Origin of the sequence: Janthinobacterium rivuli, from assembly GCF_009208735.1 — a bacterium.
Lineage (GTDB): Bacteria > Pseudomonadota > Gammaproteobacteria > Burkholderiales > Burkholderiaceae_D > Janthinobacterium.
The window spans coordinates 123,053-138,661 of record NZ_WFLJ01000014.1; the positions used below are offsets into that span (position 1 = coordinate 123,053).

Here is a 15,609-nt window from a genome sequence, read left to right on the forward strand (position 1 = left end):
TAAAACTCAGCGGTGAATGACCAGGGTGGTCGGCAGGCTGTGCAGGTAGGCGGCCAGGTCCTTGATGTCCTGGTTGCTCAGCGGTTTCACCTGGCCCGTCATGATGGCGTTGTTGCGGCCGTTGGCCTTGTCGCCCCGTTTATATGCCGTCAGGGCGTGTTCCAGGTAATCCTTGTGCTGGCCAGCCAGCTTCGGGTACGACGGGTCGATGGGCGAACCGTAATCCTTGCCGTGGCAGGTGGCGCAGCTGTATTTTTCGGCCAGGGCCTTGCCCGTGTTGATATTGCCGGCGGCGCTGGCGGACAACGAGACGGTGGCGCAAACGAGGGCGGCGAATAGTGTTTTCATCATCTGGCTGGTCCTCAGTTCGGCTTGGCTTGTTGCGCATAATACGCGGCGACATCGGCGATATCCTGGTCCGACAGGCTGCTGGCGATGCCCTTCATGCTGGGGTGCTTGCGGTCGCCCTTCTTGTAGGCTTGCAGCGCATTCTCGATATATTTCGCCGGCTGGCCGCCGATCATCGGCACCTGGAACACTTCGGGGAAGGTCGCCTTGTAACCGGGAATGCCGTGGCAGCCTATACACATTTCCACCTTGGCAGTCGCTGCCTTGGCGTTTCCTACAATGTCAGCCGCTGTGACGGCATTTGCTATGCCGGCAAGCACGAGAAGTGCAAATATTTTTTTCATAGTGGCAATGTGAACAAAGGTAATCGGAGAAACGCCAGAGCTGGTTTTTATTGATTTTATGTGTTGACAATTAAGGTTGACAATTAATCTGCTGCTTGCCGATTCTAGCCAAGATATTCTTGCAAGTCCACCTATAAAACCCGCATTGTAGGCAGGCAGGCACAGGCCGTCCGCGTGACGCCGCGCCACAGTTCTGTTTATACTCTCCATTTCCCTACTTTGGCAGACCGCTCATGCAAGCACAGCACTCCCAGCAAGGCCAACGCTTCGAAGGTTCCGACAGCTATGTCGCCACCGCCGACCTGAAACTGGCCGTGAATGCGGCGCTGACCCTGCAACGCCCGCTGCTGATCAAGGGCGAACCTGGCACGGGCAAGACCATGTTGGCCGAGGAAGTGGCCGCCGCGCTGAACATGCCGCTGATGCAATGGCATATCAAATCGACCACCAAGGCACAGCAGGGCCTGTACGAATACGACGCCGTGTCGCGCCTGCGCGATTCGCAGCTGGGCGACGAGCGCGTGCGCGACATCCAGAACTACATCGTCAAGGGCGTGCTGTGGCAGGCGTTCACGGCGCCCGAACCGGTGGTGCTGTTGATCGATGAAATCGACAAGGCCGACATCGAATTCCCGAACGACCTGCTGCGCGAACTGGACCGCATGGAATTCTATGTGTACGAAACGCGCGAAATGGTCACGGCGCGCCACCGTCCGCTCGTCATCATCACCTCGAACAACGAGAAGGAATTGCCGGACGCCTTCCTGCGCCGCTGCTTCTTCCACTACATCAAATTCCCGGACAAGGACACGATGGAGCAGATCGTCGCCGTCCACTACCCGCACCTGAAGCAGGAATTGCTGGCGCAGGCGCTGCAAACCTTCTATGAAGTGCGCGACGTGCCGGGCCTGAAGAAGAAACCGTCGACGTCGGAATTCCTCGACTGGCTCAAGCTCCTGCTGGCCGAGGACATCCCGGCCGAAGCGCTGCGCAGCAAGGACACCGTCGTGCCGCCGCTGCACGGTGCGCTGCTGAAGAACGAGCAGGATGTGCACCTGTTCGAGCGCCTGATGTTCATGTCGCGCACCAACCGCTAAGGAGCGCCGGTGAACGACATCAGCCCGGACAAGGTCTTCGTCCCCCTGGAACTGCACGGCATCCGTCTCGAAGCGCTGGCGCCGCACCACGCGCCCGGCTTGCGCGCGGCGGCCATGGATGGCGAACTGTGGAATCTGCGCGTCACCTCCGTGCCCGAGCCGGACCAGGTGGACCAGTACATTTTCAAGGGCATCGAGATGCGCCCCACGCGCTTCGCCTTTGCCGTCATCGACGTGGCCAGCGGCGAGGTGCTCGGCACCACCAGCTACCACGACGTGGTGCCCGAGATCAAACGCCTGGAAATCGGCTACACCTGGTATGCGAAGCGCTGCCAGCGCAGCCACGTCAACACCACCTGCAAATTGCTGCTGCTGGCGCACGCCTTCGACACGCTTGGCTGCGCGCTGGTGGGCCTGCGCACCGACAATTTCAACCATGCGTCGCAGGCGGCCATCGAACGCCTGGGCGCGAAAAAGGACGGCGTGCTGCGCCACCATGGGCTGCGCCGCGACGGCACCGTGCGCGACACGGTCATGTACAGCATCACGCGCGGCGAATGGCCGGAGATCGCCGCCCATCTGCGCTACAAGCTGGCGCAGCGCCCCATCGCCGCACTGCCACGCGCGGGAGCCGCCGGGGCAGAGGAAGCGCCATGCTGATCGACTTCTTCTTCACGCTCAAGGATGCGAAGATTCCCGTCTCGATCAAGGAATTTCTGACCTTGCTCGAAGCGCTGCAAAAGAACGTCATCGACGCCTCGATGGACGATTTTTACTATCTGGCGCGTCTGACCCTGGTCAAGGATGAAGCCCATTTCGACAAGTTCGACCGCGCGTTCGCCCAGTACTTCAAGGGCGTCAACGCGGCCTTCGACACGAACGCGGCGATTCCCCTCGACTGGCTGCTCAAACGCATGCAGCGCGAGCTGTCCGAGGAGCAGAAGGCGCAGCTGGAGAAATTCGGCTACGACAAGCTGATGGACCGCCTGAACGAGCTGCTGAAGGAGCAGAAGGAGCGCCACGAGGGCGGCAGCAAATGGATCGGCACGGGCGGCACCTCGCCGTTCGGCAATGGCGGCACGAACCCGGAAGGCATCCGCATCGGCGGCAAGGGCGGCAACCGCACCGCGGTGAAAGTGTGGGAGGCGCGCAGCTACAAGGATTACGACGGCGAGCGCGAACTGGGCACGCGCAACATCAAGGTGGCCTTGCGCCGCCTGCGCAAGTTCGCGCGCGAAGGCGCGGAAGACGAACTGGCGCTCGATGCCACCATCGCCGCCACGGCGAACAATGCGGGCTATCTGGACATCAGGATGCGGCCCGAGCGCAAGAACCGCATCAAGGTGCTGATGCTGCTTGATGTGGGCGGCAGCATGGACGACCATATCGAGCGCACCGAGGAACTGTTCTCGGCCGCGAAGACGGAATTCAAGAACATGGAGTTCTTTTACTTCCATAACTGCGTCTACGACTACCTATGGAAGAACAACCGGCGCCGCAACGCCGAGCGTTTTCCCACCTGGGACGTACTGCGCAAGTACCCGCCCGACACCAAGCTGATTTTCGTCGGCGACGCCACCATGAGCCCCTACGAAATCCTGCAGCCGGGCGGCAGCGTCGAATACAACAACGAGGAAGCGGGATCGACGTGGCTGGCGCGCTTTACCCAGGCCTTCCCGAAATTCATCTGGCTCAATCCGGAATCGGAGGGATTGTGGCAGTACCGCCAGTCGATCGGCGTGATGCGGCAACTGATGAACAACCGCATGTTCCCCCTGTCGATCGACGGGCTGGAACGGGGCATGCGTCTGCTCAGTAAATAAAAACACGCAACAAAAAGTCCATGGCGGCATGGGCCCGCCATGCCGTACACTGCGACACGGCACTACCGTGCGGAGCATCTCCGCCGCGGGCGGGTACCATACGCCGATACCAGCCCTGCCCACCCTGCTGCATCCTGTGCGCGGCCGCCATGGCCGCGACACTGTTCGATTGCGCACATCGTGCGCGCCTTCTGCTCCGGTAGAATCGGCGCAGCGCTCTGCGCAAACCATGCACCATCGCTGCACCACGACATTGCCGCGCCAGCCCCCCGTGCTGCCGGCCGGTGCCAGCGCCATTTTCAAAGGAATGAGCATGCAAAGTCTGATCTCGATCGCCGCCGACCTGTCCTGGCCGTTCGCCATCACCCTGGCCTGGGTGGTGGGCGAATTCGGCCACCGCTGGACTGGCCTGCCGCGCATCAGTTTTTACGGCGTGATCGGTTTCGTCCTCGCGCAAACCCAGGTAGGCATCCTGCCGCAGACGGACGCCGGCCCCATGCTGGTGCTGGCCGACGTGGCCTTCGGCCTGATCCTGTTCGAGGTGGGCTACCGCATCAACCTGCGCTGGCTGAAGAACAATCCGTGGATCGCCGTCACGGGCCTGGTCGAATCCCTGCTGACCTTTGCCGTCGTCTACTTCATCGGCATCGAATTCGGCAGCACCTCGATGACGGCGCTGCTGCTGGCATCGCTGGCCATGTCCACCTCGCCGGCCACCATCATGCGCGTCATCAACGAAGAACGCAGCTCGGGCCAGGTGACGGAACGCATCGTCCACCTCACCGCCCTCAATTGCGTGCTGGCCGTCTTCACGTTCAACATCATCGTCGGCTTCTGGATGTTCCAGAGCTCCACCGACCTGATCGAGGCGAGCAGCAGCAGCGCCGCCGTGCTGGCGGCCTCCGTGGCCGCTGGCACCGTCTTCGGCATCGTCGTGCCGGCCATGCTGCGCCGCCTGGGCAACATGGCGCAGGACGCCACCGTGGCCTTCGCGCTGTCGGTGATGCTGCTCGTCGCCCTGACCTACACCACCAGCCTGTCGCCGCTGCTGGCCACCCTCACCTTCGGCCTGGTGGCGCGCCACCGCAGGGTCGCCTTCAGCCAGGCGCAACGCAATTTCGGCGCGCTGGGCGAGCTGCTGACGGTGCTGCTGTTCGTGTATGCCGCCTCGACCCTGGAATGGGCCAGCGTGACGGCCGGCGCGGGACTGGCCCTGGCCGTCGTCGGCGGACGATTGCTGACGAAGGTCGCCGGCGTGGCCGCGTTTTCGCATGTGAGCGGCATTTCCTGGCGCAAGGGCGTGCTGACGGGCGTGGCGCTGACGCCCGTCTCCGTCTTCATCATCCTGCTGCTGGAGCACGCGCGCCAGCACGGCGTGAACTTCGGCGACGAATTGAACGCCCTGGCCGCCGTCACCCTGGGCCTGGAACTGGTTGGCCCCGTGCTGGTGCAGCGCGTGCTGATGCTGGCAAAAGAAACCCACGAAATCAAGGAGCGCTAAATGCCGCTGGAACCCTTTGGCCAATCGGCCGCGCTGACCTTCGGCGTCGAACTCGAACTGCAACTGGTGAACCTGTCGGACTATGACTTGACGGCCGCCAGCCCCGACCTGCTGCATCTGCTGAACAAGAAACCGTTCCCCGGCAACGTCACGCCGGAAATCACCGAGAGCATGATCGAGATTAACTCGAGCGTGCACACGCATCATGGCCCCCTGCTGGCGCAGTTGCAGGAAATCCGCGACACCTTGATCACGGCCGGCGACAAGCTCAATATCGGCATCGCGGGCGGCGGCACGCACCCGTTCCAGCAATGGTCGTCGCAAAAGATCTTTTCCAAGCCCCGCTTCCAGGAGATTTCGGAACTGTACGGCTACCTGGCCAAGCAGTTCACCATCTTCGGCCAGCACGTGCACATCGGCTGCGCCTCGGGCGACGACGCCATGTTCCTGCTGCATTCGCTGAACCGCTACATCCCCCACTTCATCGCCCTGTCGGCGTCGTCTCCTTACGTGCAGGGACGCGACACGCTGTTCGACTCGGCCCGCCTCAATTCCGTGTTCGCCTTCCCCATGAGCGGGCGCGCGCCGTTCACCCTGAGCTGGGAGCAGTTCTCCAACGAGTACTTCGCCAAGATGGAGAACACGGGCATCATCAAGAGCATGAAGGATTTTTACTGGGATATCCGTCCCAAGCCGGAATTTGGCACCATCGAACTGCGCGTGTGCGACACGCCGCTGACGGTGGAGCGGGCCGCCGCGCTGGCCGCCTACCTGCAGGCCCTGTGCCGCTACCTGCTCGAGCGCCGCGAAACCCCGCCGGTGGAAGACGATTACCTCGTGTACAACTACAACCGCTTCCAGGCCTGCCGCTTCGGCCTCGATGGCGCCATCACGCATCCGAAAACCTACGAAACGATGTCGCTGCGCGAAGACATCATGACCACCCTGCGCAAGATGGAACCGCACGCCGAGGCGCTGGGCAGCACGCCGGCCCTGAAACACCTGTCGGACGTGGCCAAGCAGTGGAGCGATGCGCAATACCTGCGCAAGCAGCACAGCCTGCAGGGCAGCGCCGAGGGCATGGTCGATTCGGCGATCCGCTGCTTCCGGGGCGAACCCATGAATTATTGAGGGCTGGCCCGTTCACCCCAACACCTGAACTGCCGGGGTCGGCCCCTCAGGGGCCGACCCCGGATCTTGCTTTTGGGGTGCAATCAGGCGCAACCACGGCAACCCAAAAAACCACACCCGCCGCCCCCGTCATTTACAGTCCCCGTCCTCGCTTGATACAATGAGAATGATTCTTATTATTGTTTAAAAACACCAGCCCAGCCGGGCCGGTCATGCAAGGGGAACGCGATGCCGCTGGCAGAGCCGCTACAACGCCAGGACATCGCGACACTGTATGCCGACCACCACGGCTGGCTGCAGGGCTGGCTGCGCAAGAAACTCGGCAGCACGGCGTGCGCGGCCGACGTGGCGCAGGACACCTTCATGCGCCTGCTCGACCGCGAAGACGCCGTCGCCGCGCGCGAGCCGCGCGCCTTGCTCGCCACCGTCGCGCAGCGCGTACTGTGCAACCATTACCGCCGCCAGAAACTGGAACAGGCTTACCTCGACGTGCTGGCGCAGCTGCCGCCGCTGCACACGCCATCGCCGGAAGAGCGGGCAATGCTGCTGGCCACCGTGTCTGAACTGGACCGCATGCTCGACGGCTTGCCGCCTCCCGTCAAACGGGCATTCTTACTGCGCCAGCTCGACGCGCTGCCGCAGGAAGACATCGCGCGCCAGCTCGGCATCTCGCTGGCCACCGTGAAACGCCATCTGCAGCGGGCCGCCAGCGCCACCCAGGCGTGGCAGCAGCTGCAAACGCAGCATGAACATCTGCCGCCCGCCATGCACGCCACCCTGCTGCGCACCTGCGTGCAAGCGAACGCGCCGCGCCGCCACGCCGTCAAGACCCTGGCCCTGCTGCTGGCCTGCGGCACCTCGCTGTATGCGTTCGAACGCCGCAGCCCATGGCGCGGCTGGACGGCCGACTATCGCACGGGCGTCAACCAGCGCCGCGTGGTGACCCTGGACGATGGCACGCGGCTCACGCTCAACACGAAGAGCGCCGTGAATGTCGCTTACGACGGCGCGCAGCGCCGCATCGAACTGCTGGCCGGTGAAATCCTCATCGCCACCGGCAAGGAGGCGGCACATCGGCCCTTCTTCGTCGACACGCCGCATGGCAGCCTGCAGGCGCTGGGCACGCGTTTCACCGTGCGCCTGCACGAGCAGTACGCCAGCGCCGGCGTGCTCGAAGGCGCCGTCGCCGTGCTGGCCGGCGATGGCGCACAGCGCGTGGTGCTGCGTCCCGGCGAAGGCGTCCATTTCGACGGCACCGGCTTGCACCGCCAGGCGATGGCGCCCTATGGCGGCGCCTGGCTCGATGGCATGCTGGTGGCGCGCGACATGCGCCTGGCCGATTTTCTCGCCGAGCTGTCGCGCTACAGCGAGCATCCGCTGGCCTGCGCGCCGGCCATCGCCGCCCTGCGCGTCTCCGGCTCCTACCCGCTGGCCGACGTCAATGCCATCCTCAACGCCGTCGGCGCCAGCCTGCAACTGCGGCGCAATACCGTGACGCGCTTCTGGGGCCATCAAGTCGTCAGGATCGAACTGGCGGCCCACTGAAAAATATTTTCTGCAAAGTGAGCTGTTTTAGCGTGCTCGCGTGACTTGGTAAGTAATGCTCGGGAAATTATTGTGAATTTATGACTAACAGAACCGGATGCTGTGCAAGGCGCCTGCAGCGACGCAGTGCGAGCACTGCTAGCTGCGGGCAACACCGCACAGCGCCGGTTATGAAAGTCAGAAAACACAATAACTTATTGAGGGTTACTTAGATAGGCAGTCTCCATCTTGCGCATCCACGAAAGGTTTTATTCCATGCACCACGCTTCACGTTCCCTCCTGACCCGCACCGTCCTGGCCTGCGCCCTGTCGCAGATCGGCATGGCCCTGGCCCTGACGGCATCAGCCCAGGCGCAAACCCGGCAAGTGCGCAGCTACAGCATCCCCGCGGGTTCCTTGGGCGACGTGCTCACGCGCTTCGGCAGCGACAGCGCCATCCTGCTGTCGTTCTCCAGCGATGCCACGCAAGGCTTGCGCAGCACCGGGCTGCAAGGCAACTATGGCGTACAAGACGGTTTCCGCGCGCTGCTGGCCGGCAGCGGCCTGCAAGCCGTGCCGCAATCGAATGGCGGCTACCTGCTGCAAAAGATCCCCGCCGGCGCGGATACCGCCTCGGCGGATAGCCGCGGCGTGGCCGTCATGAGCGGCGTCACCGTGGTGGCGGCAGCCGAGCGCAGCGCCGTGACGGGCGGCACGGGCAGCTATACGGGCGGCCCCGCCAGCGGCGCCACGGGCCTGGCCTTGAGCCAGCGCGAAACGCCGCAATCGCTGACCATCGTCACACGCCAGCAGATGGATGACCAGAACAGCAACGCCGTGTCCGACGTCATGAAGAACGTCAATGGCGTGAGCGTGCAAAACTACGACAGCGACCGCTGGAGCTTCCAGGCGCGCGGCTTTGCCGTCACCAATTTCCAGTACGACGGCGTGTCGGCCATCTATGACGGCGTCTACGACTGGGGCACGACGAACAGTGACATGGCCATCTACGACCGCATCGAAGTGCTGAAAGGCGCGACGGGCCTGATGAGCGGTTCGGGCGACCCGTCGGCCACCGTCAACATGGTGCGCAAGCGCCCCACCGCCGAATTCGAAGGCTCGGCGACCCTGGGTGCGGGATCGTGGGACAACTACCGCGGCGAAGCCGATATCGCCGGCCCCCTAAATGAAAACCGCTCGGTGCGCGGCCGCCTGGTGGGCGCCTATCAGGACAAACACTCCTACCTGGACCGCTACACGCAGCAGAAATCGGTCGCCTACGGCATCATCGAGGCCGACCTGACACCCGTCACCCTGCTGACGGCCGGCTTCACGCACCAGGATTACAAGCCGCGCGGCGCCACCTGGACGGGCTTTCCCCTGTTGTTTTCCGACGGCACGCGCACGAACTTCCCCACCTCGTGGAATCCCGCCACCGACTGGAGCCGCCGCGACATGCGGAACACCACCTTATTCACGTCGCTGGAACACAGCTTCGCCAACGCGTGGAAAGTGAAATTGAGCGCCAACCAGTTGCGCAGCAAGCATGACAGCGTGTTGAGCTCGGTCAGCGGCGGCTATCCTGACCCCGTCACAGGGGAAGGCGCCAGTTTCTACATGGGCAAATACGCGGGCGACCGCCGCCAGACCACCTTCAACGTGGACGCCAGCGGCCCGTTTACCCTGTTCGGCCGCCAGCATGAAGCCATGCTGGGCTATTCTTCATCGACGGCCAAGCAGGACGCCCCCGTCTACAAATCGGTCTATCCGCCCCTGGACGGCAGCTACTTCGACTGGCGCGGCCAGTATGCAGAGCCGGCGTTCGAACACCAGGGCCACGACGACGACAGCACGCGCCAGAGCGGCCTGTATGGCGCCGTGCGCCTGCGCCCGAGCGATGCGCTATCGGTGATCGTCGGCACGCGGATCAGCAACTACAAGATGGACCAGAAGCGCAGCTTATTCGACAATGCCACGCCCAGCCATACGCGCATGGACGAAAGCGGCGTCATCACGCCGTATGCGGGCGTCGTGTATGACCTCGACCAGACCTATTCCGTGTTCGGCAGCTACACGACCATCTTTGCGCCGCAAAGCAGCCGCGACGTGAAGCGCAACTTCCTCGCACCCGTGCGCGGCAAGGGTGTGGAAGCGGGTGTGAAGGCGGAATACCTCGACGGCAAGGTCAATGCCAGCGCGTCCCTGTTCCAGATCCGTCAAAGCAATGTGGCCAGCTCTGTGGGTGAAGTCAACGGCGAAGAAGCGTATACAGCCATCGATGGCGTCACCAGCCGCGGCGTGGAAATGGAAGTAACAGGCGAGGTGCTGAAGGATGTGAAACTGAGCGCCGGCTACACGTATGCACATGTGCGCGACAAGGATGGCAAGGCAGTGTTCGCGGAAACGATGAAAACCACGCAGCCGGCCCACCTGGCAAGAGTGCAAGGCAGCTGGCGCCTGCCGGCCAGCCTGGACAAAGTGACGGTGGGCGGCGGCCTGACCTGGCAAAGCAGTTTCCACGGCGAGGTGTGGAACCCTGCCGCCAACGACACTGCGCGCCTGCAGCAGGGCGGCTATGCACTGGTCAACCTGCTGGGCCGCTATGACATCAGCAAGAACGTCACGGCCAGCCTGAACGTCAACAACCTGATGAACAAAAAATACCTGACGGGTCTGGGCCTGTTCGGAACAGGTTTTTATGGCGAACCGCGCAATGTGATGTTCACCGTGCGCACGAAGTTCTAACGCGAAGTTCCAGCTAAGCGCCGTACAGCGCCAGCGCCCACGCTGGCGGGCGCAATTCCAGCGCCAGCGACAGGTAAGCGGGATCGAAGCGGGCCGCCAGCAGATACACATTGGCGGCGCCCTTCGGCTCCCAATTCCCCGTAAAGCCTTTTTCGCCGGCCGCCACGCGCTTGCGGTCGAAGGGCACGGCGCTTTTCGCGAACTCCTCGTGCGTCTTTCTGCCTTGCGCGTATGGCGCCAGCCAGGCCAGCGCCTCGGCCAGGCGCCGCGCCTCCGGCGCGCCATACCAGTCGTCGCCATGCGCCTGCGCCATCAGGGCCGTCGTCAGCAGCGGCTCCAGGCTGTAGGTGGTGTAATGCAGGGCGTCGCGCTGCTCGAAATCGAAGGGCACGCCGCCGGCGCCGATATTGCGCGGCACGTGCGCCAGGAAGCGCTCCTTCGCCCGCGCGATCAGCAAGGCGTCGCCCGTGACATACGCGGCGGCCGTGCCGATCTTGATGCGGTGGCTATGCCAGTTGTTGCGCGCCGTGGACGGACCGCCCACTTTGATCGGGTCACTCAGATATCCCTGCGCCAGGGTGCGGCAAAACGCCTGCACCTGCTCGCGCTCGACGCCGTTCAAGCGTTCCTGCACCAGGTCAAACCCCGTCAACAGGCTGGCCAGCTCCGTCTCGTCGACCGGACTGAACGAGGGCTGGTAGCTGCCGCTCCAGGCCAGCAGCAGCTGGCGCGCCGCCTCGAAATGCGCCATCTCGCCCGATAATCTCCAGGCCAGCGCCTGCAAGCGCGCCTGGCGCCAGTCTTCCTGCGCCTGCTGGCTGGTCTCGCGTCCGCCCTCGCCCTTCAGCAAGCCGCCCGTGCGCACTTCGGCCATCAGGTGCACGGGGCGCGCCGCATCCTTGCGCGCCGCCTTGACCACCTGTTCGGCAACGGCGGGCGCCACCCGCGCCTTGAGCGTGCGGGCGCGCGCGGCGGACGTCAGCGCAAACGGCAGCGCGCCGTCACGCGGGCGCGGCGCCGCGCGCAAGCCGGCCAGGGGCAGCGCCAGCAGGCCGGCCAGCACGCTGCGCCGGCGCGTGAAGTGCGCGCTCAAAACCGCGTTTCCCGCGCCGCGCGCAAAAAGTTATCGAGGATGGGCGTGCAATCGAGCAGTTCGACGCCGCCCGCCGAATGGAATTCCGGGTGCCACTGCAAGCCCATGACGAAGCGCGCCCGCTGGTAGCGGATGGCTTCGACGATGTTGTCGCCTTGCGAATACGCTTCCACCGTGATGTCGCGCCCCAGGTCCTTGACCGACTGGTGGTGGATGGAATTGACGAGCGCCTCGCCCGCCTTCGGGAACATGCCCGCCAGGGACGAGCCTTGCGGGAAGACGATGCTGTGGCGGTGACGGTCATACAGGTCGTTGACGTGCGAGGTCGCGCCTTCCACATCCGAGGCGATGTCCTGGTACAGGGTGCCGCCAAAGCCCACGTTGATGAGCTGGCAGCCGCGGCAAATGCCCAGCACGGGCTTGCCCGCGTCGACGAATTCGTGCAGCAGCTCCAGTTCGTACAGGTCGCGCGCGCGGTCGCCGCTCCATTCGGGCCGCGTGGCCGCCTCGGAATACGTCTGCGGCGAGACGTCGGCGCCGCCCTGCAGCACCAGGCCGTCCAGGTGGCGCGCATAGTGGCGCAGGGTGATATTGCTCGGGTGTAGCTGGCCGCTCGTATTGACGGTCGGAATCATGAACACCAGCACGTCGCGCGACATGACCCACTGCGCGATCGACTCTTCCAGGTATTGCAAGTTCTTGCTGCGCAGGCCAGTGGCGCCCGGCTCCGGGTGGAAAATGCGCGCCGAGATGCCGATGCGCAGCGTGCGCCGCATGAAATCGCGGCTGGCCTTGTCGCGCATGGAGCGGTAGCGCGACGAGATCACCCGCCAGGCCAGCGCCAGCGGCGTGTCGTTGTCCTTCAGGTAGCGGGGCGCCGCATCTCGCGCACGGTGCTCATCATCGGGCGCCCGGCGGCCCACCCGGTCAGGCCGCGATGGCGCTGGCGCGGCCGGATCGATGGAAGGGGGAAGCTGGGGATCTTTTTCGTCTGACATGGCGGAGCTGACTGAAAGCGGAGACGTTTTCAATATAAACCCCTGCCCCGGAAAGCACGATTCAATTTTGTAACAAAAGCCCACGCGCGGGGCATCCGCGCAACACGCCCGCACATACGGCCCGTTTACACCGATGGCCCCGCTTTTTAGAGAATCTTTACGCCCCCGCTGCTAATCTTGAACGTACCTCAACCACCGCTGCAAAGCCACCATGGAACCCCATTCACGCCTGCAAACGCATCCAGCGCATCAAGCACTGCCCCACCGCCATCCCCGCCTGCCCACCTTCCTCATGCACATCACGGTCGACAAAGCCTGCCTGGCCGAGCTGCGCCAGCTGGTCGTGCGGACCTGCGGCGGCATGCTGTCGTTCATGCGCGTCGAGGCGGTCGACCACGCCGAACGCATGAAGGTCTGGCTGTGCGTGACGGAACCGGCCCTGCGCCTGACCATGGATGCCGTCATGCGCCTGCTGCCGGCCGCAGAGTTTGGCCGCATCAGCCAGGGGAAATCGCTATGAACCAGTATGCCTGCGACCAGGCGATGTCTTCCTCGCGCATCACCGCCCACTTCCAGGGCATCTGGGTGCCGATGGTCACGCCCTTCCTGGATGTCGATGGCGACATCGACTTCGACGCGGCACAGCAACTGGCGTGCGAGCTGGCCGCCAGCGGCGTCGATGGCCTGGTGGTGTGCGGCACCACGGGCGAAGCGGCCATGCTGAGCGCGGCCGAACAGACCATGCTGCTCGATAGCGTGCTCGAAGCCGTCGGCCCCCGCTTTCCCGTCGTGATGGGCATCGGCGGCAGCGATACGCGCAGTGTCGTCGGCACGGTGCAGCGCTACAACGACCATCCGCTGGCCGGCCTGCTGGTCTCCGCGCCCGCGTATGTGCGCCCGTCGCAGGACGGCATCGTGCGCCACTTCCAGGCCATCGCCGCCGCCACCGACCAGTCCATCGTGCTGTACAACGTGCCGGCGCGCACGGGCGTCAATATCGAACCGCAGACGGCCGCGCTGCTGGCGCGCGACTCGCACTTCGTCGCCATCAAGGAAGCGGGCGGCAAGCTGCAGCAGCTGGGCGAACTGCTGCTCGACACGCGCCTGGACGTGCTGTGCGGCGACGATGCGCTGCTGCTGGCCAGCCTGTCCATGGGCGGCCACGGCGCCATGTCGGCCGCCGCCCAGGTGCGCCCCGACCTGTATGCGCAGTTGTACCACCTCGTCAGGCAGGGCCGCCACGGCGCCGCCGGCGCCCTGTTCAAAACCATGCTGCCCGTCATCCGCCTGCTGTTTGCCGAACCGAATCCCGCTCCCGTGAAAGCGGCGCTGGCCATGCAGGGCAAAGTGCGCGACGCATTGCGCCTGCCGATGACGACCATGTCCGCCGCCGGCCAGGCCGCCCTGGCCGCGGCGCTCGACCCCCTGATGGAACTGCCCGTCTGGACCGCCAGCGACAGGGATGCGCCGCGCGAAGGCTGTCTGCTGCAGCTGGTCTCCCCCGCCAACATCATGCCAGCCGTGCGCCAAGATGATCATCGCCATCACGGATGAACGCGGGGGCATGGAGAAATCCATCCTGGCCGGACGGCTAGCCGCCTCGCGCGCGCTGGCCGGACGAAAGGTATTGCTGCTCGATGCCGATCCGCGCCAGGGCGCCATGGCGCAGGCCAGGAACCTGCACGACGGCGCCATGCACGGCAGCCTGACGCGGCCGCGCCTGATGGCGCGCGCCATCAGCGCCAAGGGCTTGCAGCCGGAGCTCGAGCACCTGGTGCACTGTTACCACGACATCGTCATCGACAGCGAAGGCCGCGACTCCATGGGCAGCCGTTCGGCCCTGATCGCCGCGCGCGTGCTGGTGGTGCCGCTCGACGGTGTCGTCGATGGCGCCGCGCAGGCGGGCCTGGCGCGCCGCATCGCGCACGCGCGCAGCGTCAACCCGAGCCTGCGCGTGCTGCTGGCAACGGACGCGCAAGCGGCGCCCGCCCATGCGCTGGCCGCGCAGATCCCGTCCGCCCGCGTGGTGGGACTGGGGCAGCTGTACTGCGCCGTTTTCAACCTGCCAGCGTAAGTACGCAAAAAAAGGCGGCGCATGCGCCGCCTCTCCTTTCAGTCAACTCAGTCCATTAAAACGTCTTGCTGACCGTCAGCTGCAGCGCCGTCTTGCCCATGAATTTTCCATTCACGGGCGAGGCATAGGCCGACTTGTCCGCGTTCGTGCCGATCACGGCCAGCGCGCCCGAAACAAAGCCGAAGTCGCGCGTGACGCCCACTTTCCAGTCCGTATAGCTGGCCGCGTCGTTGTTCCTGACCTTCTGGTGGCCCGCATGCAGGTTGCCGGTCCAGCCGTTCGTCAGGTCGATGGTCGCGCCGATGTCCAGGTAGCCGCTGTTCTTGCTGTTGACGATGCCGAACAGGTTGGAGACGGCGTGCGAATACTTGACGTAGGCGGGGCCATACGACAGCTGGCCGTAGACTTCCTGCGTGTCCGCGTTGGCCAGGCCGACATTCTTCAAGCCGTTGTCCGCATACACATACGCGAGCACGCCCACGTCATAGCCGACATCACCGGTCAGCTGGCCGCGCTTGCCCGCATACAGGTCCACTTCCACGTCGCCGCTGCCGCCCGCGTCCTTGGTCCACTTGATGGTCGAGGCCCAGGCGCCCGCATACAGGCCCGTCGGGTTGTTGACGTAATCGACGCCGCCCTGCAGTGCCGGTTTCAAACGCGTCTGCGAAATACCGCGATAACGGTAGTCGGACACACCGGCCACGTTGAAACTGACTTCGTTGTCGGGCTTGGCCTCGTCCGCGTGGGCCAGGCTGCCAGTAAAGGCGGTCGCGACGGCAAGTGCAAGTATCATTTTATTCATGTTTTTTTCTTCTTCATGGGTGGTATGGGCCTTTGCCAACATGGCGCAGCTGGCCCGCCGCTGCAAAAAATAGGGTAAAGCGTCCCCCTGGCGCGCGCGGCGCCTGTTTTCCAACAAGGGATGGACAGC

15 protein-coding genes are annotated in these 15,609 nt (G+C 64.4%); 10 read left to right on the forward strand and 5 right to left on the reverse strand.

What is annotated here, in order from left to right; genetic code table 11:
* Positions 1–6 precede the first annotated feature (6 nt).
* Together GCN78_RS19390 and GCN78_RS19395 are read right to left on the reverse strand one after the other, a co-directional pair.
* Positions 7–348, reverse strand: coding sequence for a c-type cytochrome (locus tag GCN78_RS19390; protein ID WP_152253203.1), 342 nt, complete (start codon positions 346–348; stop codon positions 7–9).
* A 14-nt stretch (positions 349–362) separates the two neighbouring features.
* The gene (locus tag GCN78_RS19395; RefSeq protein ID WP_092796428.1) at positions 363–692 is read right to left on the reverse strand and encodes a c-type cytochrome; all 330 of its coding nucleotides are present in this window, start codon (positions 690–692) and stop codon (positions 363–365) included.
* Positions 693–925: 233 nt separating this feature from the next.
* On the opposite strand from GCN78_RS19395, the gene GCN78_RS19400 reads away from it, so the two are divergent.
* The 7 genes from GCN78_RS19400 (at position 926) to GCN78_RS19430 (ending at position 10,513) form a co-directional block, all read left to right on the forward strand.
* A complete protein-coding gene (locus GCN78_RS19400) occupies positions 926–1,789 on the forward strand; it encodes an AAA family ATPase (protein ID WP_152253155.1) in 864 nt (287 codons plus the stop codon).
* Between the two features lie 9 nt (positions 1,790–1,798).
* The gene (locus GCN78_RS19405) at positions 1,799–2,449 is read left to right on the forward strand and encodes a GNAT family N-acetyltransferase (RefSeq protein ID WP_152253156.1); all 651 of its coding nucleotides are present in this window, start codon (positions 1,799–1,801) and stop codon (positions 2,447–2,449) included.
* Positions 2,443–3,612 (forward strand): vWA domain-containing protein, encoded by a 1,170-nt coding sequence (locus GCN78_RS19410; protein ID WP_070256030.1) that lies wholly within the window; start codon positions 2,443–2,445, stop codon positions 3,610–3,612. The genes GCN78_RS19405 and GCN78_RS19410 overlap by 7 nt, the downstream gene beginning before the upstream one ends.
* 313 nt (positions 3,613–3,925) lie before the next feature.
* Positions 3,926–5,113 (forward strand): cation:proton antiporter, encoded by a 1,188-nt coding sequence (locus tag GCN78_RS19415; protein ID WP_193316795.1) that lies wholly within the window; start codon positions 3,926–3,928, stop codon positions 5,111–5,113.
* Positions 5,114–6,244: a YbdK family carboxylate-amine ligase gene (locus GCN78_RS19420; RefSeq protein WP_152253158.1), complete on the forward strand. Its 1,131-nt coding sequence runs from the start codon at positions 5,114–5,116 to the stop codon at positions 6,242–6,244.
* A 228-nt stretch (positions 6,245–6,472) separates the two neighbouring features.
* A complete protein-coding gene (locus tag GCN78_RS30050; protein WP_152253159.1) occupies positions 6,473–7,789 on the forward strand; it encodes a sigma-70 family RNA polymerase sigma factor in 1,317 nt (438 codons plus the stop codon).
* Positions 7,790–8,044: 255 nt separating this feature from the next.
* The gene (locus GCN78_RS19430; protein ID WP_152253160.1) at positions 8,045–10,513 is read left to right on the forward strand and encodes a TonB-dependent siderophore receptor; all 2,469 of its coding nucleotides are present in this window, start codon (positions 8,045–8,047) and stop codon (positions 10,511–10,513) included.
* A gap of 13 nt (positions 10,514–10,526) precedes the next feature.
* Here GCN78_RS19430 and GCN78_RS19435 read toward each other — a convergent pair whose 3' ends face one another.
* On the reverse strand, positions 10,527–11,606 hold the full coding sequence (locus tag GCN78_RS19435) for an alginate lyase family protein (RefSeq protein WP_152253161.1): 1,080 nt from the start codon (positions 11,604–11,606) through the stop codon (positions 10,527–10,529).
* Positions 11,603–12,604, reverse strand: coding sequence for a gamma-glutamyl-gamma-aminobutyrate hydrolase family protein (locus tag GCN78_RS19440; protein WP_152253162.1), 1,002 nt, complete (start codon positions 12,602–12,604; stop codon positions 11,603–11,605). The genes GCN78_RS19435 and GCN78_RS19440 overlap by 4 nt, the downstream gene beginning before the upstream one ends.
* A 211-nt stretch (positions 12,605–12,815) precedes the next feature.
* Here GCN78_RS19440 and GCN78_RS19445 point away from each other — a divergent pair, with 211 nt between their 5' ends.
* The 3 genes from GCN78_RS19445 to GCN78_RS19455 are packed head-to-tail and all read left to right on the forward strand — an operon-like array spanning position 12,816 to position 14,678.
* On the forward strand, positions 12,816–13,124 hold the full coding sequence (locus GCN78_RS19445) for a hypothetical protein (RefSeq protein ID WP_226939729.1): 309 nt from the start codon (positions 12,816–12,818) through the stop codon (positions 13,122–13,124).
* The gene (dapA, locus tag GCN78_RS19450) at positions 13,121–14,158 is read left to right on the forward strand and encodes a 4-hydroxy-tetrahydrodipicolinate synthase (protein ID WP_152253163.1); all 1,038 of its coding nucleotides are present in this window, start codon (positions 13,121–13,123) and stop codon (positions 14,156–14,158) included. Before GCN78_RS19445 ends, dapA begins: the two co-directional genes overlap by 4 nt.
* A gap of 10 nt (positions 14,159–14,168) precedes the next feature.
* Positions 14,169–14,678: a P-loop NTPase family protein gene (locus GCN78_RS19455; RefSeq protein ID WP_264372693.1), complete on the forward strand. Its 510-nt coding sequence runs from the start codon at positions 14,169–14,171 to the stop codon at positions 14,676–14,678.
* 55 nt (positions 14,679–14,733) lie between these two features.
* On the opposite strand, the gene GCN78_RS19460 is transcribed toward GCN78_RS19455, so the two are convergent.
* Positions 14,734–15,480 carry a TorF family putative porin gene (locus GCN78_RS19460; RefSeq protein WP_152253165.1) on the reverse strand — a complete coding sequence of 249 codons (747 nt, stop codon included), beginning with the start codon at positions 15,478–15,480 and terminating at the stop codon, positions 14,734–14,736.
* Positions 15,481–15,609: the final 129 nt, after the last annotated feature.